At 31.8% G+C, this 20064-nt stretch carries 22 protein-coding genes and 2 other annotated features; all 22 genes read left to right on the top strand.

Annotation, left to right across the window (positions count from 1 at the left end):
- The first annotated feature begins 15 nt into the window (after nucleotides 1–15).
- The 22 genes from hemC to ruvB all read left to right on the top strand — a co-directional run bounded on the left by hemC (nucleotide 16) and on the right by ruvB (nucleotide 20056).
- Nucleotides 16–942 (top strand): hydroxymethylbilane synthase, encoded by a 927-nt coding sequence (hemC, locus tag LQ682_RS03805; RefSeq protein WP_016999291.1) that lies wholly within the window; start codon nucleotides 16–18, stop codon nucleotides 940–942.
- A gap of 15 nt (nucleotides 943–957) precedes the next feature.
- A complete protein-coding gene (locus LQ682_RS03800) occupies nucleotides 958–1635 on the top strand; it encodes a uroporphyrinogen-III synthase (protein ID WP_135020674.1) in 678 nt (225 codons plus the stop codon).
- Nucleotides 1635–2618 (top strand): porphobilinogen synthase, encoded by a 984-nt coding sequence (gene hemB, locus LQ682_RS03795; protein ID WP_064211076.1) that lies wholly within the window; start codon nucleotides 1635–1637, stop codon nucleotides 2616–2618. The genes LQ682_RS03800 and hemB overlap by 1 nt, the downstream gene beginning before the upstream one ends.
- Nucleotide 2619: 1 nt before the next feature.
- Nucleotides 2620–3906, top strand: coding sequence for a glutamate-1-semialdehyde 2,1-aminomutase (gene hemL / locus LQ682_RS03790; protein WP_064204336.1), 1287 nt, complete (start codon nucleotides 2620–2622; stop codon nucleotides 3904–3906).
- 90 nt (nucleotides 3907–3996) lie between these two features.
- Entirely contained in the window at nucleotides 3997–5067 is a 1071-nt protein-coding gene (locus LQ682_RS03785) for an AbrB family transcriptional regulator (RefSeq protein WP_239723897.1), read from the top strand.
- A 48-nt stretch (nucleotides 5068–5115) separates the two neighbouring features.
- Nucleotides 5116–5330, top strand: a binding site (T-box leader).
- A gap of 39 nt (nucleotides 5331–5369) precedes the next feature.
- A complete protein-coding gene (locus LQ682_RS03780) occupies nucleotides 5370–8000 on the top strand; it encodes a valine--tRNA ligase (RefSeq protein WP_239723895.1) in 2631 nt (876 codons plus the stop codon).
- An 8-nt stretch (nucleotides 8001–8008) separates the two neighbouring features.
- Nucleotides 8009–9268: a bifunctional folylpolyglutamate synthase/dihydrofolate synthase gene (locus LQ682_RS03775; RefSeq protein WP_064204333.1), complete on the top strand. Its 1260-nt coding sequence runs from the start codon at nucleotides 8009–8011 to the stop codon at nucleotides 9266–9268.
- A gap of 103 nt (nucleotides 9269–9371) precedes the next feature.
- Nucleotides 9372–10769 carry a YfcC family protein gene (locus tag LQ682_RS03770; protein ID WP_016999284.1) on the top strand — a complete coding sequence of 466 codons (1398 nt, stop codon included), beginning with the start codon at nucleotides 9372–9374 and terminating at the stop codon, nucleotides 10767–10769.
- Nucleotides 10770–10938: 169 nt separating this feature from the next.
- Nucleotides 10939–11652, top strand: a complete 714-nt coding sequence (locus LQ682_RS03765) for a prepilin peptidase (RefSeq protein WP_218729370.1) — start codon at nucleotides 10939–10941, stop codon at nucleotides 11650–11652.
- A 1-nt stretch (nucleotide 11653) separates the two neighbouring features.
- Nucleotides 11654–12367, top strand: a complete 714-nt coding sequence (gene radC / locus LQ682_RS03760) for a RadC family protein (RefSeq protein WP_016999282.1) — start codon at nucleotides 11654–11656, stop codon at nucleotides 12365–12367.
- 47 nt (nucleotides 12368–12414) lie between these two features.
- Nucleotides 12415–12693, top strand: a complete 279-nt coding sequence (locus LQ682_RS03755) for a hypothetical protein (protein WP_016999281.1) — start codon at nucleotides 12415–12417, stop codon at nucleotides 12691–12693.
- A gap of 367 nt (nucleotides 12694–13060) precedes the next feature.
- On the top strand, nucleotides 13061–13507 hold the full coding sequence (locus LQ682_RS03750; RefSeq protein WP_016999279.1) for a DUF4930 family protein: 447 nt from the start codon (nucleotides 13061–13063) through the stop codon (nucleotides 13505–13507).
- 105 nt (nucleotides 13508–13612) lie between these two features.
- On the top strand, nucleotides 13613–14470 hold the full coding sequence (mreC, locus tag LQ682_RS03745; RefSeq protein ID WP_239723893.1) for a rod shape-determining protein MreC: 858 nt from the start codon (nucleotides 13613–13615) through the stop codon (nucleotides 14468–14470).
- A complete protein-coding gene (gene mreD / locus LQ682_RS03740) occupies nucleotides 14470–14973 on the top strand; it encodes a rod shape-determining protein MreD (RefSeq protein WP_016999277.1) in 504 nt (167 codons plus the stop codon). The genes mreC and mreD overlap by 1 nt, the downstream gene beginning before the upstream one ends.
- Nucleotides 14974–15032: 59 nt before the next feature.
- Nucleotides 15033–15105 (top strand) — a sequence feature (ribosomal protein L21 leader region).
- A 12-nt stretch (nucleotides 15106–15117) separates the two neighbouring features.
- Nucleotides 15118–15426 carry a 50S ribosomal protein L21 gene (gene rplU, locus LQ682_RS03735; RefSeq protein WP_016911517.1) on the top strand — a complete coding sequence of 103 codons (309 nt, stop codon included), beginning with the start codon at nucleotides 15118–15120 and terminating at the stop codon, nucleotides 15424–15426.
- 3 nt (nucleotides 15427–15429) lie between these two features.
- Nucleotides 15430–15750: a ribosomal-processing cysteine protease Prp gene (locus tag LQ682_RS03730; RefSeq protein ID WP_239723891.1), complete on the top strand. Its 321-nt coding sequence runs from the start codon at nucleotides 15430–15432 to the stop codon at nucleotides 15748–15750.
- Nucleotides 15751–15760: 10 nt separating this feature from the next.
- Nucleotides 15761–16045 (top strand): 50S ribosomal protein L27, encoded by a 285-nt coding sequence (rpmA, locus tag LQ682_RS03725; RefSeq protein WP_016999275.1) that lies wholly within the window; start codon nucleotides 15761–15763, stop codon nucleotides 16043–16045.
- A 77-nt stretch (nucleotides 16046–16122) separates the two neighbouring features.
- A complete protein-coding gene (locus tag LQ682_RS03720; protein ID WP_239723889.1) occupies nucleotides 16123–16587 on the top strand; it encodes a Spo0B domain-containing protein in 465 nt (154 codons plus the stop codon).
- A gap of 95 nt (nucleotides 16588–16682) precedes the next feature.
- The gene (gene obgE / locus LQ682_RS03715; protein ID WP_239723887.1) at nucleotides 16683–17972 is read left to right on the top strand and encodes a GTPase ObgE; all 1290 of its coding nucleotides are present in this window, start codon (nucleotides 16683–16685) and stop codon (nucleotides 17970–17972) included.
- A 12-nt stretch (nucleotides 17973–17984) separates the two neighbouring features.
- Nucleotides 17985–18446, top strand: a complete 462-nt coding sequence (locus LQ682_RS03710) for an ACT domain-containing protein (RefSeq protein WP_064211070.1) — start codon at nucleotides 17985–17987, stop codon at nucleotides 18444–18446.
- 13 nt (nucleotides 18447–18459) lie between these two features.
- Nucleotides 18460–19050 (top strand): Holliday junction branch migration protein RuvA, encoded by a 591-nt coding sequence (ruvA, locus tag LQ682_RS03705; RefSeq protein ID WP_064211069.1) that lies wholly within the window; start codon nucleotides 18460–18462, stop codon nucleotides 19048–19050.
- Between the two features lie 13 nt (nucleotides 19051–19063).
- A complete protein-coding gene (gene ruvB, locus LQ682_RS03700) occupies nucleotides 19064–20056 on the top strand; it encodes a Holliday junction branch migration DNA helicase RuvB (protein WP_016999270.1) in 993 nt (330 codons plus the stop codon).
- Nucleotides 20057–20064: the final 8 nt, after the last annotated feature.

Raw genomic sequence — 20064 nt, 5'->3', positions numbered from 1 at the left:
ATCATGGAGGAAAATATGCGTAAAATTATTGTCGGCTCAAGAAGAAGTAAATTAGCGATGACACAAAGTCAGCAATTTATTGATAAATTGAAAGAAAAATTTCCAGATTTAGATATTGAAATTAAAGAAATTGTCACTAAAGGCGATAAAATAATTGATGTTCAATTATCTAAAGTAGGTGGAAAAGGTTTGTTCGTTAAAGAAATTCAACAAGCTTTATTCGACCGTGAAATTGATTTTGCTATTCATTCATTGAAAGATGTGCCAAGTGTGTTACCTGATGGTCTTACATTAGGTTGCATACCACCACGTGAAATACCTTTTGATGCATATGTAGCTAACAATCACGTCAAACTAGCTGATTTAAAACCAGGCAGTATTGTTGGGACAAGCTCATTACGAAGAGGCGCTCAAATTTTAGCGAAATACCCACATCTAGAAATTAAATGGATAAGAGGTAATATTGATACACGTTTAGAAAAGTTACGTACTGAAGATTTTGATGCAATTATATTAGCAGCAGCTGGATTAAAACGTATGGGCTGGGGTGACGATATAGTTACAGAGTACTTACGTGAAGATACGATGATGCCAGCAATCGGTCAAGGCGCGCTCGGCATTGAATGTAGAAGTGATGATAAAGAATTACTAGATATATTAAATGCTGTTCATGATGAAGAAGTTAAAACATGTGTTACAAGTGAAAGAACTTTCTTAAGTGAAATGGATGGTAGTTGTAAAGTGCCTATTGCTGGTTATGCAACTAAAGAAGGCAACGAAATTACATTCACAGGTTTAATAATGTCACCAGATGGTAAAGAAAGATATGAATCTACTAAAGTTGGAACTGATCCAGTAGAAATAGGTAAAGAAGTATCTGACGAGTTAAAAGCCCAAGGTGCTTATGAGATTATTAGAAAGCTAAATGAAGAAGAAGCGTAATAAGGAGTCGTTAAAATGAAGCCAATTGTAGTGGTTACAAGTACAAGAACTGTTCAACGCGAAGATATAGAACTGAAACATTATCCTTTTATAGATATTGTTCCAATCGAAGTTGACGAATCTTGTATAAAACCATACTATGATTGGCTTATTTTTACGTCTGTAAACGCCATTAAATTATTTCAGCCATATTTAAATTTAATAAATGTAAAGCATATAGCAGCAATTGGTACAAAAACTAAAGCACTCGCTGAAGATTATTCAATACCGATTGAAGTTATGCCAAGTACATTTACACAAGAAGGTTTATTGGATTCTTTAGAGAATCGATTGCATAAACAATCAATATTAATCCCTTGTAGTAGACTAGCAAGAAATAAATTAACAGACCATTTGAGAGAATGGGACAATGAAGTTCAACGACTTCATATTTACGAACCAAAAACGAATTATGAAAATGTAGATAAAGTTCATGAACTTATTGAAAATAACGAAGTAACGCATGTGACATTTTCTAGTTCATCTGCTGTGTCGAGTTATTTTGAAAAGTATAATAAGATTGATAATATTGAAGTGTATGCGATTGGTGAAATAACAGAAGAAAAATTAAAAACATACCATCAAGAATGTAGAGTTGCTCCACGTGCAACACTGAATGATATGTTAAATAAAATATTGGAAGAGGTAGAGTAATGAAATTTGATAGACATAGAAGATTAAGATCTTCACAATCAATGAGAAATCTTGTAAAAGAAACTTATGTTCATAAAGCAGATTTAATTTATCCTATTTTTGTAATAGAAGAAGATAACATTAAAAATGAAATAACGTCTATGCCAGGTATATATCAATTAAGCTTAAACTTATTAGAAGAAGAACTTAAAGAAGCTTATGACCTAGGTGTAAGAGGTGTTATGTTCTTCGGTATTCCAAATGAAAAAGACGCATGTGGTACTGGTGCTTTTGTAGATGACGGCATCATACAGAAAGCCACTCGTTTAGCAAAAAGTAAATTCCCTGATTTATTAGTTGTAGCAGATACGTGTTTATGTGAATATACTGACCACGGTCACTGTGGTGTTATAGATGAAACGACTCATGATGTAGATAACGATGAATCATTAAAATTACTCGTTAAGACAGCTGTATCACAAGCAAAAGCAGGAGCAGACATTATTGCACCAAGTAATATGATGGATGGCTTTGTAACGGAGATTAGACAAGGTTTAGATGAAGCAGGATTCAAAAACATACCTATTATGAGTTACGGTATAAAATATGCATCAAGTTTCTATGGTCCATTTAGAGAAGCAGCAGATGGTGCGCCTTCATTCGGAGATCGTAAGACTTATCAAATGGATCCAAGTAATAGATTAGAGGCTTTTAGAGAATTAGAAAGTGACTTAAAAGAAGGTTGTGACATGATGATTGTTAAACCGGCTTTAAGTTATTTAGATATTATTCGTGATGTACGTAATAATACTGATGTACCTGTAGTTGCTTATAATGTAAGCGGAGAATATAGCATGACTAAAGCAGCAGCGTTAAATGGTTGGATAGATGAAGAAAAAATTGTTATGGAACAAATGATTTCTATGAAACGTGCAGGTGCAGATATGATTATTACTTACTTTGCAAAAGACATTTGTAAATATCTAGATGAAGGAGAATACTAATATGAGTTATGAAAAATCAATACAAGCTTACAACGAAGCCGTAAATTTAATGCCTGGTGGTGTTAACAGTCCAGTTCGTGCATTTAAATCAGTAGACACTGATCCAATATTCATGGAATATGGTAAAGGTTCAAAGATTTATGATATTGATGGTAATGAGTATATAGATTATGTATTAAGTTGGGGACCATTAATCCTTGGTCATGCTGATGATAAAGTGAGAAATTCATTACATGAAGCGGTGGACAAAGGGACTTCTTTTGGTGCGTCAACGATTCTTGAAAATAAAATGGCTCAATTAGTTATTGATCGTGTACCATCTATAGAAATGGTGAGAATGGTTTCTTCAGGTACTGAAGCTACGCTAGCAGCATTGCGTTTAGCTAGAGGTTTTACAGGAAAAAATAAAATATTGAAATTTGAAGGTTGTTACCATGGACACAGTGATTCATTGCTTATTAAAGCAGGTTCTGGTGTTGCCACTCTAGGTCTACCAGATTCTCCAGGTGTTCCAGAAGGTACAGCTAAAAATACAATTACAGTACCTTATAACGATATTGAATCAGTTAAGGTAGCTTTCGAACATTATGGTGATGATATTGCAGCTGTAATAGTAGAACCAGTTGCAGGTAATATGGGTGTTGTACCACCTGTTGACGGATTTTTAGAAGGACTTCGTGAAATAACTACATCAAATGATACTTTATTAATTTTTGATGAAGTAATGACTGGATTTAGAGTTGGTTATAATTGTGCACAAGGCTATTTCGGTGTAACACCAGATTTAACTTGTCTTGGAAAAGTGATTGGTGGCGGTTTACCAGTTGGTGCCTTTGGTGGTAGAAGAGACATTATGGAACAAATAGCACCAGTAGGTACAGTATATCAAGCGGGCACATTATCTGGTAATCCACTTGCTATGACGAGTGGTTATGCTACATTAACTCAATTGACTGAAGAAAGTTATGAATACTTTAATGAATTGGGAGATTTATTAGAAGAAGGTTTGAAAAATGTATTCAGTAAATACAATGTACCAATAACTGTTAATCGTGCTGGATCAATGATTGGTTACTTCTTAAACGAAGGCCCAGTTACGAATTTTGACGAAGCTAATAAATCTGATCTAGAATTATTTAGTAATATGTATAGAGAAATGGCTAAAGAAGGTGTATTTTTACCACCTTCACAATTTGAAGGTACATTCTTATCTACTTCACATACGAAAGAAGATATTGAAAAAACAATCCAAGCCTTTGATAATGCTCTATCAAGAATTGTAAAATAAGTTTAATATATCCCCGGAAAATTGGATTATAATCCGTTTTTCGGGGTCTTTAATTGTAAAAATGATATAATCTATTCGAGGTGTTATTTCATGAATAGTAATAAATGGAATATTTTATTAGTAAGTGTACTTGCTATCGTACTAGGTTTTTTCCTTGATAAAATCCATATGATTTTACCATGGATGTTTGGCCCAATATTTGCGAGTTTAATTGTAATCAAATTCATGAAAAGAAAAATTATTTGGCCAACATGGTTAGGTAATTTAGGTCTTTTAATATTAGGTGTACAAATGGGATCAACCTTTACACCTGTTGTATTAAATGATATTAAAGGTGAATGGTTACAAATTGTACTAATGTCAGTATTCATTTTGTTAATTGCATTATTAATTTCTATTGTTTTTAAGAAAATTGCTAATGTCACATTTGAAACTGCTTTGTTAAGTGCAATTCCTGGGGCGCTAAGTCAAATGGTTGTTATGGCAGAAGAAAATAAAAAAGCCGACTTATTAGTAGTTACTTTAACTCAAACATCAAGAATTATGTTCGTAGTTATTTTAGTACCTATTATTTCATCTATATATGGTAGTAATGGTGAACAAAGTGGTCACGTAGCACAAGAACCTTCTATATTTAACGTATTGAGTATACCAGAGTTATTTATTATTTTAATTGGCATCGCGGTAACATTTCTCATTTTTTATAAATTCCGATTTCCAGTTCCTTATTTATTATCTCCTATTTTAGTCATGTTAACTTGGAACTTATTAACTGGCCAAGTTTTCACTTTAGATTATCAATATATTATCATAGCTCAAATACTATTTGGTATTAGAATAGGGGTTCAAATCGCTGATTTAATAGATAATATTACGAATAAAACAATTTTTGCGATTGCATTTCAAAATATTATGCTTATTATTGGTGCTTTTTTACTCGTCTTTTTATTCCAACTATTTATTAATGAAAATATAAATGATTTATTCTTAAGCGCTGCACCTGGAGGTATGGCACAAATAATTGTTGTAGCTTTAGAAACAGGTGGTGATGTTGCAATGATATCCAGTTACCATATATTTAGAATATTTTTCATTTTGCTAATCGTTGCGCCATTAATAAAAGTATTTTTAACAAAACAATCTAAAAATTATAAGAATTAATATAAATCAATATTGACTTATATAGTCGGTACTTATATTATTAAAGTAATCGAATACTTAAAGAGGAAGAGTAAATCATTGATTAATGATAGAGAGTGCATGGTTGGTGAAAATGCATATTAATGGTGATTGAAGGTAGCCTTGTTTGGAACGTTATCTGAAACTAAGTAGGTTAACGCGTGAGCGAGCGATAATCGTAAGAGTGCAATATAATTTATTTTATATTGAATTTAGGTGGTACCACGGTTGAGCCCGTCCTAGTTTATAGGACGGGTTTTTTATTTTAATGAGGAGTGATTTATATGGAAATGGAACCTAAGTACAACCCTAAAAAGGTTGAAGAAGGTCGTTATGAACAATGGTTAGAAAATGATTATTTTAAACCAAGTGAGAATAAAGATAGAGAAACTTATACAATTGTAATTCCGCCACCAAATGTTACTGGGAAACTACATTTAGGCCATGCATGGGATACAACATTACAAGATATTTTAACAAGAATGAAAAGAATGCAAGGCTACGATACACTTTATCTTCCTGGTATGGATCACGCTGGTATTGCTACTCAAGCTAAAGTTGAAGCTAAATTAAATGAGCAAGGTTTAACGAGACATGATTTAGGCAGAGAGAAATTTTTAGAGCATTCTTGGTCTTGGAAAGAAGAGTATGCAGATTTCATTCGTGCTCAATGGGCAAAGTTAGGTCTTGGATTAGACTATAGTCGCGAAAGATTTACTTTAGATGAAGGTTTATCTCAAGCTGTAAAGAAAGTATTTGTTGAGATGTATAAAAAAGATCTTATATATCGTGGTGAAAGAATCATTAACTGGGATCCACAAACAAAAACAGCTATCTCAGATATCGAAGTAATTCACGAAGATATCACTGGTCATTTTTATCATATAAATTATCCATTTAAAGATGGAGAAGGTTCTATTGAAATTGCAACTACACGTCCTGAAACGATGCTTGGTGACACTGCAATCGTTGTTAACCCAAATGACGATAGATACAAAGATTCTATAGGGAAATCTGTTATTTTACCGATAATTGGTAGAGAACTACCAATTATAGCTGATGACTATGTTGATATGGAATTTGGTAGTGGTGCAATGAAAGTTACACCTGCTCATGATCCAAATGACTTTGAAATTGGTGAACGTCATCAATTAGAAAAAATCAATGTAATGAACGAAGATGGCACGATGAATGAATTAGCAGGTAAATATAATGGTTTAGATCGTTTTGAATGTCGTAAGCAATTAGTAGAAGATTTAAAAGCTTCTGGTGAATTGATTAAAGTTGAAGAGCATGAGCATTCTGTTGGTCATTCAGAGCGAAGTGGTGCAGTTGTAGAACCATATTTATCAACTCAATGGTTTGTAAAAATGGAACCATTAGCTAAACGAGCTTTAGATAATCAAGAGACTGATGGACGAATTAATTTTGTACCAGACCGTTTTGAAGGCACATTTAACAGATGGATGGAAAATATTCGTGATTGGACTATTTCACGTCAATTATGGTGGGGTCATCAAATTCCTGCGTGGTATCATAATGAAACAGGTGAAATATATGTAGGCGAAGAAGCGCCTTCAGATATCGAAAATTGGACTCAAGACGAAGATGTATTAGATACTTGGTTTAGTTCTGCTTTATGGCCATTCTCAACTTTAGGTTGGCCAAATGTAGAAGATGAAGACTTCAAACGTTACTATCCAACTAATACATTAGTTACTGGTTATGACATTATTTTCTTCTGGGTTAGTCGTATGATTTTCCAAGGTTTAGAATTTACTGATCAAAGACCATTTAATGATGTTTTACTTCACGGATTAGTTAGAGCTGAAGATGGACGTAAGATGAGTAAATCACTAGGAAATGGTGTAGACCCAATGGATGTGATTGATGAGTACGGTGCAGATAGTTTGAGATACTTCTTAGCTACAGGTTCTTCACCAGGACATGATTTACGTTATTCAACTGAAAAAGTTGAATCAGTATGGAACTTTATTAATAAAATTTGGAACGCTTCCCGCTTTAGCTTAATGAATATAGGTGAATCATTTAAAGTTAAGGATATTGATTTATCAGGAGAAAAATCAGTTGCTGATGAATGGATATTAACACGTTTAAATGAAACAATCGCTCATGTTACAGAGTTAAGTGATAAGTATGAGTTTGGCGAAGTTGGACGCGTATTATATAACTTTATTTGGGATGAATTCTGTGATTGGTATATTGAAATGAGTAAAATTCCTATGAATAGTGACGACGAGTCTAAAAAACAAATGACGCGTTCTGTTTTATCATATACACTTGATCAAACTATGCGTATGTTACATCCATTTATGCCTTTCGTTACTGAACATATTTGGCAAGCTCTACCACATGAGGGCGAAACGATTATCCAAGCTTCATGGCCAGAAGTAAGACCAGAATTGTCTAATGAAAATAGTAAAATTTCAATGCAATTATTAGTTGAAATTATAAAATCAGTTCGTCAAGCACGTAGAGAAGTTAATACGCCTATGTCTAAAGAAGTGCCAATTCATATTGAAGCTAAAGATGAAAAAGTACAAGAACAATTAATAAACAATAAGGATTATTTAGAACGTTTCTGTAATCCTAGTGAGTTAATAATTGATACTAAAATTGAAGTTCCTGAAAAAGCGATGACTGAAGTAGTGTATGGTGCTACAGTAATATTACCGCTTGAAGGTTTAATTGATATGGATAAAGAAATTGAAAGATTGCAACAAGAATTAGACAAATGGCAAAAAGAACTTGATCGTGTGAACAAAAAATTAAGCAATGAGAAATTCGTTGCAAAAGCACCTGAAAAAATCATCAACGAAGAAAAAGAAAAGAAATTAACTTATCAAGAAAAATATGACGGTGTTTTAGCAAGAATTGAACAATTGAGAGGCTAGGAAGGCTTATGAATTATTTAGATAGTTTACATTGGATACATGAACGCACTAAATTCGGGATAAAACCAGGTGTAAAACGAATGAAATGGATGTTAAGTAAGCTTGATCATCCAGAAGATAAAATACAAGGTATTCACGTAGTTGGTACAAATGGTAAAGGTTCGACAGTTAGTTATATTCGTGATGCACTAATAGCAAATGGATATGAAGTCGGTACTTTTACTTCACCTTATATCATTACTTTTAATGAAAGAATAAGTTTAAATGGTAAACCAATTACAAATGAGGAACTAGTTGAATTAGTTCAAATAGTCAAACCTATAACTGAAAGACTTGAAGCAGAAACAGACCTAGGTCCTGCAACTGAATTTGAGGTTATTACATTAATTATGTTTGTTTATTTTGGTACAATTCGACCAGTTAACTTTGTTGTAGTAGAAGCGGGATTAGGTGCTTTAAACGACTCAACAAATGTATTCCAACCTATTATGACTGTATTAACAAGCATCGGATTAGACCATACTAATATATTAGGCGAGACTTACATGGATATTGCACGTGAAAAAGCAGGTGTAATCAAGCCTAGTGTGCCTCTTGTATATTCAATCAAACCTAAAGATGCTTTGAATTTTATTAGAGAAGTTGTAGAACATCATCATAATAAAGGTTTGGAATTAGATAGGGATATATATGTTGTGTCAGAAGGCGAAGAATTCACGTATCGTTATGACAACTATGAATTAGAAAATATCAAACTAAAAATGATAGGTAATCATCAACATGAAAACGCTGCGCTAGCAATTACAACGTTGATTGAAATGTATCAAAGAGGATTAATCCAGTTAGACTTCAATAAGATGATTGACGCAATTGAAAATGTAACGTGGTATGGAAGAATTGAAAAGGTAAATGATAATCCTTTAATCTTTTTAGACGGTGCTCATAATAAAGAAAGTATTGATGCTTTAGTAAAAACATTACAGCATTATTACTCAGATAAGAAGATTGACGTGTTATTTGCTGCTATTGATGGAAAGCCTATTGGGAAAATGTTAAATAGTCTTGAAGACATAGCGAATCGATTTTTCGTTACAACATTTGATTTTCCAAAAGCATTACCAATTGATACAATTTATGAAAGTGTTGAGCATTCGCATATAGAGAAAGTTAAAAATTATCGAGAGTTCATTGAATCATATCAAGGTGATTTGCTTATAATAACTGGTAGTTTATATTTCATCAGTGAAGTTCGTAAATTACTTGTATAATGGATAAAAAGTATTGGGTTTTTAATCCAATACTTTTTTTATATTTTCATTATTTTCTGAATAATAGGGTAAAAGAAAATCAAACGAAGAAGGAGAGAATTTAATGGGGTTAAAAAAGAAAAGAAATATCACATTTAAAAATCCACATACTTATGCTATTTTGTTATTCATTATCGTGATAAGTGTTATTTTGACTTATATTATACCGGCTGGAAAGTTTGATAGAAAAACTGTTAATGATAGAGAAGAAGTGATTTCTGGGACGTTCCATTTTGTAAAAAGTGAACCTTCTGGCTTTTTAGATATTTTCAGATCTATTCCTGAAGGTTTAATAAGTGGTGCTGATATTATATTTTATATCTTTTTAGTTGGTGGCGCGTTTGGCGTAATACATAAGACTGGCACTATCACAAACGGTGTAAACGCAGCGATGAATAAGCTAGGTAAAAATAGTAAGTTTATGATACCTTTAACGATGCTTATCTTCTCGTTATTAGGATTTTCAATAGGTTTAGCAGAAGAAACGATTATATTTGTACCAATTGGAATAGCTATAGCAAGAGCAGCAGGTTATGATGCAATGACTGGAGCCGCTATGATTATAATGGGAGCAGCTGCTGGGTTTCTAGGAGGTATGCTCAATCCTTTTACAGTCGGTGTTGCACAGAAGATCGCAGAATTGCCATTATTTTCAGGATGGGAAATAAGAACACCGATTTATATTGCTATTCTGATTGTAGGCATACTTTACGTAATGTTCTATGCTAGAAAAGTGAAAAAAGACCCTTCTAAAAGTTTAGTATATGATATAGAAGTAAAGGAAGTTGAGGAAAGTGAAGATAACCAAAAACTCGAACGATTTACAAAAAGACAAATTATATGTTTAATTTTGCTTGTAAGTACAATTTGTTTTAATGTCTTTGGGATATTCAAGTTCGGTTGGTCATTCAATGAAATGAGTGCAAACTTCTTAGTAGCAGGTTTGCTGGCAGGATTTATTGGTGGTTTAGGTTTCAATGGAACATTTGATGCGCTAATCGATGGTATGAAATCCATTTTGTTTGGAGCGTTAATAGTAGGATTTGCTAAAGCAATTGTAGTTGTATTGGAAGATGGTAAAATAATTGATACTATAGTCTTCTATTTAACAAATTCAATTCAAGATTTACCTGCTAGTATAACTGTTGGAACGATGTTTATTATTCAATTATTTCTTAATTTCTTTATACCATCAGGTTCAGGACAAGCCATGACAACGATGCCATTAATGGTACCAATTTCTGATATCCTAAATATTAATAGACAAATGGCTGTATTAGCTTTCCAATATGGTGATGCAATTAGTAATAGTATTTTTCCTACTTCTGCTTCACTTATGGGTGGACTAGCTGTAGCAGGTATCCCGTATACACAGTGGGTTAAATTTATATGGAAGTTATTATTACTATGGGTAATCGTTTGTATGGTCGGAATATTTGTCGCTTTAATACTAGTTAATTAATAATATGAAAAACTTGAAAGAAATTGCTTAATAATAGCGGTTTTTTCAAGTTTTTTGTCTGTTTTAAAACTTATTCATTTTGTTAGTTAAAAATTTTGAATTTATGAAATTAGGAATATTATGGCCTTAATTGATATATTATTTTATATCAACTAAGGAGATATAAATAATGCTTTTATACTTTATTTTAGGATCTATTTTAGCAAGTTATATGTATCAATTAACAAGTACAACAATCATCAATTTTAAAACATTAACATGTCGTTCAAAGTGTACATATTGCAATCATAAACTAGAATATAAAGATTTAATTCCAATTTTTAGTTATATTTATCTCAAAGGTAAATGTAGATATTGTAATACGTCCATACCTAAAGATTTAATCACTGTTGAAATATTATTAAGTATTTTATTTATTATGCCACTAATTTCACCTCAAATACATAATCCTCATTTGTATTATTTTTTAATTATATTTTTAATTCCTTTAGCTATATATGATATGAAATACTACATTGTTCCTAATCATATTTTAATTCTCATGTTTATAACTGGTATTTTGATATTCAAACCCGATTTAGAAAATATATTAATTTCATTAGAAATCGTTTTTATCATCCATACTTTATACTTTTTATCTAAAGGTGGAATAGGTTATGGGGATGTGAAATTGTTTTGTATATTATGTCTCATTTTAACTTGGAAGCAATTTTTACTTATATTTATGTTTACTTTTATCATTTCAGGTATTTCTGCTATCAGTTATATTTTATTTAAAAAATCTATTATAACAAAAGTTCCATTAGTACCTTATATAGCAATTTCATCAATAAGTGTATGTATATTTAATAATCAATTACTATTTTATTTTTTAGGAGGTTAATATGTCATTGAAAATCAAAGACTTACAACAAGAAGACAAGCCAAGAGAGAGATTAAAATCATATGGTGCTGATAGATTAACAAATAGAGAATTATTAGCAATTATAATCAATTCAGGTAGTAAACAATTTTCTAGTATAGATTGTGCAAATCAAGTGCTAAAACTTGTAAATCAATTACGTGATTTAAGGCACCTAACATTACCAGAGTTATTAAGTGTAAATGGAATTGGTGAGAAGAAAGCTCTGACAATATTGGCAGTGATAGAATTAGCAAAGAGAATGCATAGCAATACTGTATTGGACAAAATAGAAATAAATGAACCTCAAGATGTTGCAGATTATCTTATGGAAAAATTAAGATATTTAAAGCAAGAGCATTTTGTTGCACTCTTATTAAATACAAAAAATCAAATTATTCATGAGCAATCTATATTCATAGGTTCTTTAAATATGTCGATTGTACATCCACGTGATTTATTAAGAGAAGCGGTTAAACATTCAGCTGCTTCTATTGTAATAGCACATAATCATCCTAGTGGGGATCCTACTCCATCTTTAGAAGATATCAAGACTACGAAAAGACTATTATACTGTTGTGATTTAATGGGAATTGATTTACTAGATCATATCATTATAGGAGATGGAGAATTTATAAGTTTATTTGAAGATGACTATATTACAAAAGAAGATTTAGAAATTATTGAACGTTCATAATCATACAATGTTATAATATATGTAAAATGAAGTCAGGAGTTTTAGTTTTGCAAATTATTACGTTTATATTAGTTATTTTACCTGTATTATTTATAATTACTGTTTTTCAAAATAAAAATAGACGAGCTATCGTTAAAAAGGATTATGGCGTTGTAATGGGATTGAGTATAGTTGGTGTCTTTCTAGGTTCTATTTTAATTGCTATAAATGATAGTAGTACTAATATCAATTTCGGTTTATTTATAGGTGGTATTGGTGCTGGGATTGTGTGGGGATTATTAGTTTCTATTACATTGTTTATTTTAAGTAAATTATTAAATAAGTGATAAAGAATATTCTCACAGAATTAAAAGCCAATTATACGGCCTTAATCGTATAATTGGCTTTAAAAATTATATAAATTTCACATGAAATACATAACGCCTTGATATACAAAATATATTACTAAAGCGATAATAGCTAATTTTATAGCGAATCTTAATATTCCAACGAAAAATCTAAAAAATATAATTAACAATAATATTGCTATGAAAATATAAATTAACTCCATAATTCTCACCTCTTAATATCATTATAAAGGCTTCAAACATATCTTACATCAGACTACAGCATGATTAAAGAGTTAGGTCCCAAGTCTGATGATAGTTTTAAAACAATTATGTATAATAAATTTGAATGAGAGGTGCCATAAAATTGAGATGGTTATTTAGGTTAATTAGAAATTTATTAGCATTAATAGCAATTATTGTTATTATTATCATTGTATATAGAAATGTACCTGCTTTAAGTGAATTAAATCCTTTCGATCATAGTGATGAAACACCACAAAGTGAACAAGTTGTTCCTGGGAGAGCTAATTCTACTTATACAATAGAAGATACACCTTTGTTAAGAAATGTACCTTTAGGACAAACGAAACAAGCTTTTAGCTGGATTAATAAGAGAGAGTTTATGGCTGTGTCAGATTTAGAAAGAATGGGCTATAATGAAAATTACGTAGCTGGTCAAAGAGGCACTGAATATATACTATATAAATTTGGTGAACCACAAATGTACGTTTATCACACAGAGCAAGATTTGAAAGATGATTTAAATGAAATGAATCAAAATATTGAACTCTTACCTGAAGAAGCATATTAACTTTTTTACTATATCGACAGTCTCGTACTTTATTTAAATGGAACTGTAAGATAAAATAGTAATATCATTGTTATTTAGACATTTGAAAATTAAGAGGTGTTTAGATTGTCGAATTTTTTTAAAAATAATAAATTAGTATTTTTTCTAATTTCCATGGTTTTGTTAATAGTAATAGTAGGGTATTCAATGAGGGCACAATCTGCATCGCTTAGTGAACAATATGCTAGTGATACATCATCATTTGGAGGTAGAATTGTTTCTTATCCTGTGACGATGGTATCGAACTTTTTCACTAATTTAACAACTTCGGAAGATGATGTTAAAAAAATAAAAGAAGAAGCAAAGCGCACTGAACAGATTAAAGCTGATAAAGCTCGTTTGGAAAAAGAAAACAAAGAATTAAAAAAAGAACTTGATATGAAAGACATTTCACAATTTAATCCAATATCTGCTACTGTAATTGCAAGAAGTCCAGATCAATGGATGAACACGATTATTATTGATAAAGGTAAAAAAAGTGGAATGAAAGAAAATATGGCTGTAATCACTAGTGAAGGGTTAGTAGGAAGAATCAAAAAAGCTAACCAATTTTCATCTCAAGTTGAACTGATTTCTACAAGTGTAAAAACGAGTAAGCTTTCTGTAGATATTCAACAAGAAGGCGAAAATGTCTTTGGTATGATTAATCGATATGACGAAGAAAAAGGGCTTCTCGTTATTAGTGATATCGATAATAAATACAAAATTAAAAAAGGATCTAAAGTAGTAACAAATGGTTTAGGCGATCAACTTCCTAAAGGTTTATTGGTAGGAGAAGTTGAGAAAGTCGAAAATGACGAATACGGATTGTCTAAAGTAGCATACATAAAAACTTCAACAAATATTAAAGACCTTAATCATGTCTATGTGGCTAATAGAGATCCTGAGACTATCCCTTCAGCAGACGAAAGTGGTGAGGAATAATGAGATTATATGTTATTCCTCTGATTGGCGTCTTACTATTTTATCTAGATTCTTTATTAACTAGAATATCACCTATTCATCTATTTAATGAAACATTCGTTATCGTTCCACGCCTTACATTCTTATACTTACTAATAATTGCAGTTTATAAAAACCCTAAAGTAGCGATTATCTTAGCAATCGTTACTGGAATATTTACTGACATTTATTATGGCGGCGTATATGGTGTTTACACATTTGGTTATGCATTATTTGTAGTAATGATGGATAAATTATTCAAAGTATTTTATAGAGATATTTTAATGATGGTTATTTTACTCATTATTTCGGTGGTATTATTAGAAATATGGGTTATGGCTTTTTATGGCATATTAGGATTTATTTCAATAGATTTTGGTAATCTTATATTATTCCGATTAATTCCAACAATAATATTTAATTTAATTTGTTTAGTTATTATTTTTCCTTTCGTTTTGAAATTATTAGAAAGAAATACAAATTAATTAAAGAATATTGACAATAGTAACTGTAGATGGTAATCTATTGAAGTTGAGTAGTTTCAAGCTACATACAACCGCTCAATCATAGGTATTAAGTACGAACGTCACCTATGAATGGCGTGACTTAAAAAATTAGGAGGTGCAAGTATGTTTGCTATAATTGAAACTGGCGGAAAGCAAGTTAAAGTAGAAGAAGGTCAAACAATTTGGGTTGAGAAATTAGACGTAAATGAAGGTGATTCATTCACTTTTGACCAAGTATTATTTGTAGGTGGAGATTCAGTTAAAGTTGGATCACCAGTTGTTGAAGGTGCTTCAGTTACTGCTAAAGTTGAAAAACAAGGACGCGGTAAAAAAATCACTGTCTTCAAATACAAAGCTAAGAAAAACTACAAGCGTAAACAAGGTCATCGTCAACCTTACACTAAATTAACTATCGAAAAAATTAACGCGTAAGCAATGATTAAAGTAGATATTAGTTTAAACGATGAAGGGCAAGTTACAGATTTTATTATGTCTGGACATGCTGATTCAGGTGAATACGGCAAAGATATAGTCTGCGCTGGCGCATCTGCAGTCGTGTTTGGTACGACGAATGCAATCATCGGTTTAACTGATGAAACACCTGATATAGATTACAGTGACGATGGTGGATATTTTCATATACGTAGTGTAAACTTAGAAAATGAACGAGCGCAAACTTTATTACAAGGCCTAATCATTTCTTTAAAGACTATTGAAGAAGAATACGGGCAATATATTAAACTAAATTACAAGTGAGGTGTAACTCATGTTAAAATTAAACTTACAATTTTTCGCATCGAAAAAAGGGGTTGGTTCTACAAAGAACGGTCGTGACTCTGAATCAAAACGTTTAGGAGCTAAACGTGCTGACGGTCAATTCGTTACAGGTGGTTCTATCCTTTATCGTCAACGTGGAACTAAAGTTTTCGCTGGTGAAAACGTAGGTCGCGGTGGAGACGATACATTATTCGCTAAAATCGACGGCGTTGTTAAATTCGAACGTTTTGGTCGTGACAAAAAGAGAGTATCTGTATATACAGCTGCTGAATAATCACTAAATTGAGACACCAGAATTTTTTCTGGTGTTTCTTTTTTTAATCAAATGATTAAAATGGTATAATAGTATTTATGAATACTTACAATATAGGTGATAAAATGGATGATTTAGATGTGTATTTAAAGTCGAGACACGATTTTGTCAATCAATTTCAACTGTTATATACTTATAAACAGTTGGGTAAAGAAAGTAAAGTTAATTCATTAATAGATGAATTGTATCAAGAACTTAAACAAGAACAATTATTTTTAAATGCACCATGCAGAAAGTTTGTTCAAGAAGTATTTTCACACAAAATCTCATTGTCAGGCTCTAAATGGACATTTGAAATTGAATGTAATAGCGATGAAGATTATCAAAGGAATTTATTCCTATCAGATAACATTTTGTTAAATATTTATCACAAATGGATGAATCATATCGTCAATGAAATTGACGAATTAGATACACATATCGGATTAATTATTGAACAGGAATTTGTTACATTAATAATGTCAGCTAAAGGTATTACGATAAACGAAAATGAAATTAAGTAAATTTTTTCAAACTATAATATAGAAATTATTTCGTATAATCAAGAAATATGTGAATTAGAATTTTTTATTAATATTAATGAACTAGAGGTGTAAACATGTTTATAGATCAGGTCAAGATATCTTTGAAAGCTGGTGATGGCGGTAACGGTTTAGTTGCTTTTCGTCGTGAAAAGTATGTTCCGTTTGGTGGTCCGGCCGGAGGAGATGGAGGCAAAGGTGCCTCAGTAGTATTTGAAGTAGATGAAGGATTACGTACTTTATTAGATTTTAAATTCCAAAGAAAATTTAAAGCTGATAAAGGTGAAAATGGACAAAGCAGTAACATGCATGGTAGAGGTTCAGGTGATTTAGTTTTAAAAGTTCCACCTGGCACAATTATAAAAAAAGTAGAAAATGAAGAAGTACTAGCCGATTTAGTAGAGCATGGACAACGTGCTACAGTAGCAAAAGGTGGCCGTGGTGGTCGAGGCAATTCAAGGTTTGCATCACCGAGTAACCCAGCACCAGACTTTTGTGAAAATGGTGAGCCTGGAGAAGAAATTGAAGTTATTCTAGAATTGAAATTAATGGCTGATGTAGGTTTAGTAGGTTACCCAAGCGTAGGAAAATCGACACTCCTATCAATTGTATCTAAAGCTAAACCTAAAATAGGTGCTTATCATTTCACAACTATTAAGCCTAATTTAGGTGTTGTACAAACTAAAGATGGCCGAGGATTTGTAATGGCAGATTTACCTGGTTTAATTGAAGGAGCCTCAGAAGGTGTAGGTCTAGGTCATCAATTTTTACGTCATGTTGAACGTACGAGAGTGATAGTTCACATTATTGATATGAGTGGAATGGAAGGCAGAGACCCTTATGAAGATTATGTTACAATTAATCAAGAGTTGAAATCTTACAATGAAAACTTATCAAGAAGACCGCAGATAGTTGTTGCAAATAAGATGGACTTACCAGATTCAGAAGCACAATTAGAGATGTTTAAAGAACAGCTCGAGGAAGATGTAAAAATTGTTCCTGTTAGTACAGTTACACGCGAAAATGTTGATCAATTATTATATCAAATCGCTGACTTACTCGATGAAACTGAAGGTGTAGATTTCGATAGTATAGAAGAAGAAACAGGTATTCATAGAGTTGTCTATAAACATGAAAAATCAAGAGACCATTTTGTTATTTCTCGTGATGACGATGGAGCTTATGTTGTTACAGGTGATTCAATTGAAAGATTATTCATGATGACTGACTTCAATCGTGATGCAGCTGTTAGACGTTTTGCTAGACAGATGAGATCAATGGGTATCGATGATGCCTTGAGAGAAAAAGGCGCTTCTAATGGTGATATTGTAAGAATATTAGGTGGAGAATTTGAATTTGTCGAATAGGGCGTGTTCTAATTGAAAAAATCAAATGAATCAACAAAGAAGTTTTATTTAATTAGGGAAGATGTATTGCCAGAATCTGTTCAAAAAACTATAAAAGTAAAAAATGCGCTCATGAAAAATAACAATTTGACTATTTATGATGCAGTGAAAGAGTTTAATCTTTCTAGAAGTGCATTTTATAAATATAAGGATACGATTTTCCCTATAGATAGATTAGAGGAACAAACACGAAATTTAACTTTAATTTTGTATGTTCAAGATGAAGTAGGTATGCTTGCTTTTGTATTAAATAAAATTGCTGAATTAAAAGGATCTGTTTTAACGATTCATCAAAGTTTACCTATGAAAGACAGAGCTACTATAACGATTTCATTAAATGCCTCTAATATAGAATTATCTCTAGAAGAATTGATGGATGCTATTAAAGAAAGTCCACACGTAGATGAAGTTGAAGTTATTGGAATGAGCATGTAAAGGGAGTTATCTAATGTATGCATATATAAAAGGTAAAATTTCTCAATTATATCCAACACATATAGTAGTTGAAAATAACGGTATAGGTTATGAAATACAAACACCAAATTCATATCGTTTTCAATCTCAATTAGAAGAAGAGGCGCAAGTCTTTACACAACTAATTGTACGTGAAGACGCGCATCTATTATATGGTTTTATAGATTTAGAAGAGAAAGACATGTTTTTAAATCTTATTAAAGTTACCGGTATTGGTCCTAAATCTGCACTAGCAATATTAGCAGCCAGTACACCGAATGAAGTTAAAATTGCTATTGAGAATGAAAATGAAGCATATTTAACAAAATTCCCTGGTATAGGAAAGAAAACAGCTAGACAAATTATATTAGATTTAAAAGGTAAATTAACTATTACTGAAGAATCAGAGCTCTTTGCTCAAGCTGACGAAAGTAAAAATGATGTATTAGAGGAAGCGGTATTAGCGTTAGAAGCATTAGGTTATTCTAAACGTGAAATTACTAAGGTTAAAAAATCTTTAGAAAAAGAAACATTCGATACTGTAGATGCATGTGTTAAAAGGGCTTTAGCACTACTTATTCAATAAATGAGGTGATTTTTTGGATGATCGTGTAGTTGATGAACATGAACTTGAAGAAGATTTGCAAAATGAATTATCATTAAGACCGGACACATTGAATCAGTATATAGGTCAACATAATATTAAATCTAATTTAGATATTTTTATTAAAGCTGCGAAATTAAGAGAAGAACCTCTTGATCATTGTTTGTTATATGGTCCTCCAGGTTTAGGTAAAACGACTCTTGCTAACATCATTTCTAATGAGATGGACGTTAATTTACGTACAGCTAGTGGACCTTCTATAGAAAGACCAGGAGATTTAGCTGCGATTTTATCAGCTTTACAACCCGGTGATGTGCTGTTTATAGATGAAATACATCGTTTGAGTCGTGTAGTAGAAGAAGTTTTATACCCAGCTATGGAAGACTTTTTCTTAGACATAGTAGTTGGTAAAGGTGAAGAAGCAAGAAGTATTAGAATTGATTTACCGCCATTTACATTAGTGGGTGCTACGACTAGAGTAGGAAGTCTATCAGCTCCTTTAAGAGATCGATTTGGCGTTCATTTACGTTTAGAATATTATGATGATGGAAGTTTAAAAGAAATCATTAAACGTACTGCTGAAGTCTTTAATGTTGAAATAGATGACCAAAGTACAAATGAGTTATCAAAACGAAGCAGAGGGACACCAAGAATTGCTAACCGATTGTTAAGAAGAGTGAGAGATTTTGCTCAAGTTGAAGGTGACGATTCAATAACAATTGGTACAACTAAACATGCATTAGATTTATTACAAGTTGATAAAGAAGGGTTAGACCATATTGACTATAAAATTATGCACTGTATATTGAATAATTATAAAGGTGGACCAGTTGGCCTAGATGCAATTGCTGCTACCATTGGGGAAGAACGTATTACATTAGAAGATGTGTACGAACCATATCTCATTCAAAAAGGCTTTATAGAACGAACGCCTCGTGGTAGAAAAGCAACTGCAGTGAGTTATGACCATTTTGAGATAAAGAAATAATATTAGAA

The sequence above is a fragment of the Mammaliicoccus sp. A-M4 genome, from assembly GCF_022386955.1.
Lineage (GTDB): Bacteria > Bacillota > Bacilli > Staphylococcales > Staphylococcaceae > Mammaliicoccus > Mammaliicoccus lentus.
This window is presented reverse-complemented; position numbering and strand designations above follow the sequence as displayed.

Bases quoted from the DNA above. Each gene is read 5' to 3' on its own strand.
- rplU (WP_016911517.1), top strand. From the start codon at position 15,118: ATGTTTGCTATAATTGAAACTGGCGGAAAGCAAGTTAAAGTAGAAGAA.
- LQ682_RS03800 (WP_135020674.1), top strand. From the start codon at position 958: ATGAAGCCAATTGTAGTGGTTACAAGTACAAGAACTGTTCAACGCGAA.
- mreD (WP_016999277.1), top strand. From the start codon at position 14,470: ATGAGATTATATGTTATTCCTCTGATTGGCGTCTTACTATTTTATCTA.
- rpmA (WP_016999275.1), top strand. From the start codon at position 15,761: ATGTTAAAATTAAACTTACAATTTTTCGCATCGAAAAAAGGGGTTGGT.
- LQ682_RS03765 (WP_218729370.1), top strand. From the start codon at position 10,939: ATGCTTTTATACTTTATTTTAGGATCTATTTTAGCAAGTTATATGTAT.
- LQ682_RS03785 (WP_239723897.1), top strand. From the start codon at position 3,997: ATGAATAGTAATAAATGGAATATTTTATTAGTAAGTGTACTTGCTATC.
- LQ682_RS03720 (WP_239723889.1), top strand. From the start codon at position 16,123: ATGAATACTTACAATATAGGTGATAAAATGGATGATTTAGATGTGTAT.
- radC (WP_016999282.1), top strand. From the start codon at position 11,654: ATGTCATTGAAAATCAAAGACTTACAACAAGAAGACAAGCCAAGAGAG.
- hemL (WP_064204336.1), top strand. From the start codon at position 2,620: ATGAGTTATGAAAAATCAATACAAGCTTACAACGAAGCCGTAAATTTA.
- LQ682_RS03730 (WP_239723891.1), top strand. From the start codon at position 15,430: ATGATTAAAGTAGATATTAGTTTAAACGATGAAGGGCAAGTTACAGAT.
- LQ682_RS03775 (WP_064204333.1), top strand. From the start codon at position 8,009: ATGAATTATTTAGATAGTTTACATTGGATACATGAACGCACTAAATTC.
- obgE (WP_239723887.1), top strand. From the start codon at position 16,683: ATGTTTATAGATCAGGTCAAGATATCTTTGAAAGCTGGTGATGGCGGT.
- ruvA (WP_064211069.1), top strand. From the start codon at position 18,460: ATGTATGCATATATAAAAGGTAAAATTTCTCAATTATATCCAACACAT.
- LQ682_RS03780 (WP_239723895.1), top strand. From the start codon at position 5,370: ATGGAAATGGAACCTAAGTACAACCCTAAAAAGGTTGAAGAAGGTCGT.
- hemB (WP_064211076.1), top strand. From the start codon at position 1,635: ATGAAATTTGATAGACATAGAAGATTAAGATCTTCACAATCAATGAGA.
- LQ682_RS03770 (WP_016999284.1), top strand. From the start codon at position 9,372: ATGGGGTTAAAAAAGAAAAGAAATATCACATTTAAAAATCCACATACT.
- hemC (WP_016999291.1), top strand. From the start codon at position 16: ATGCGTAAAATTATTGTCGGCTCAAGAAGAAGTAAATTAGCGATGACA.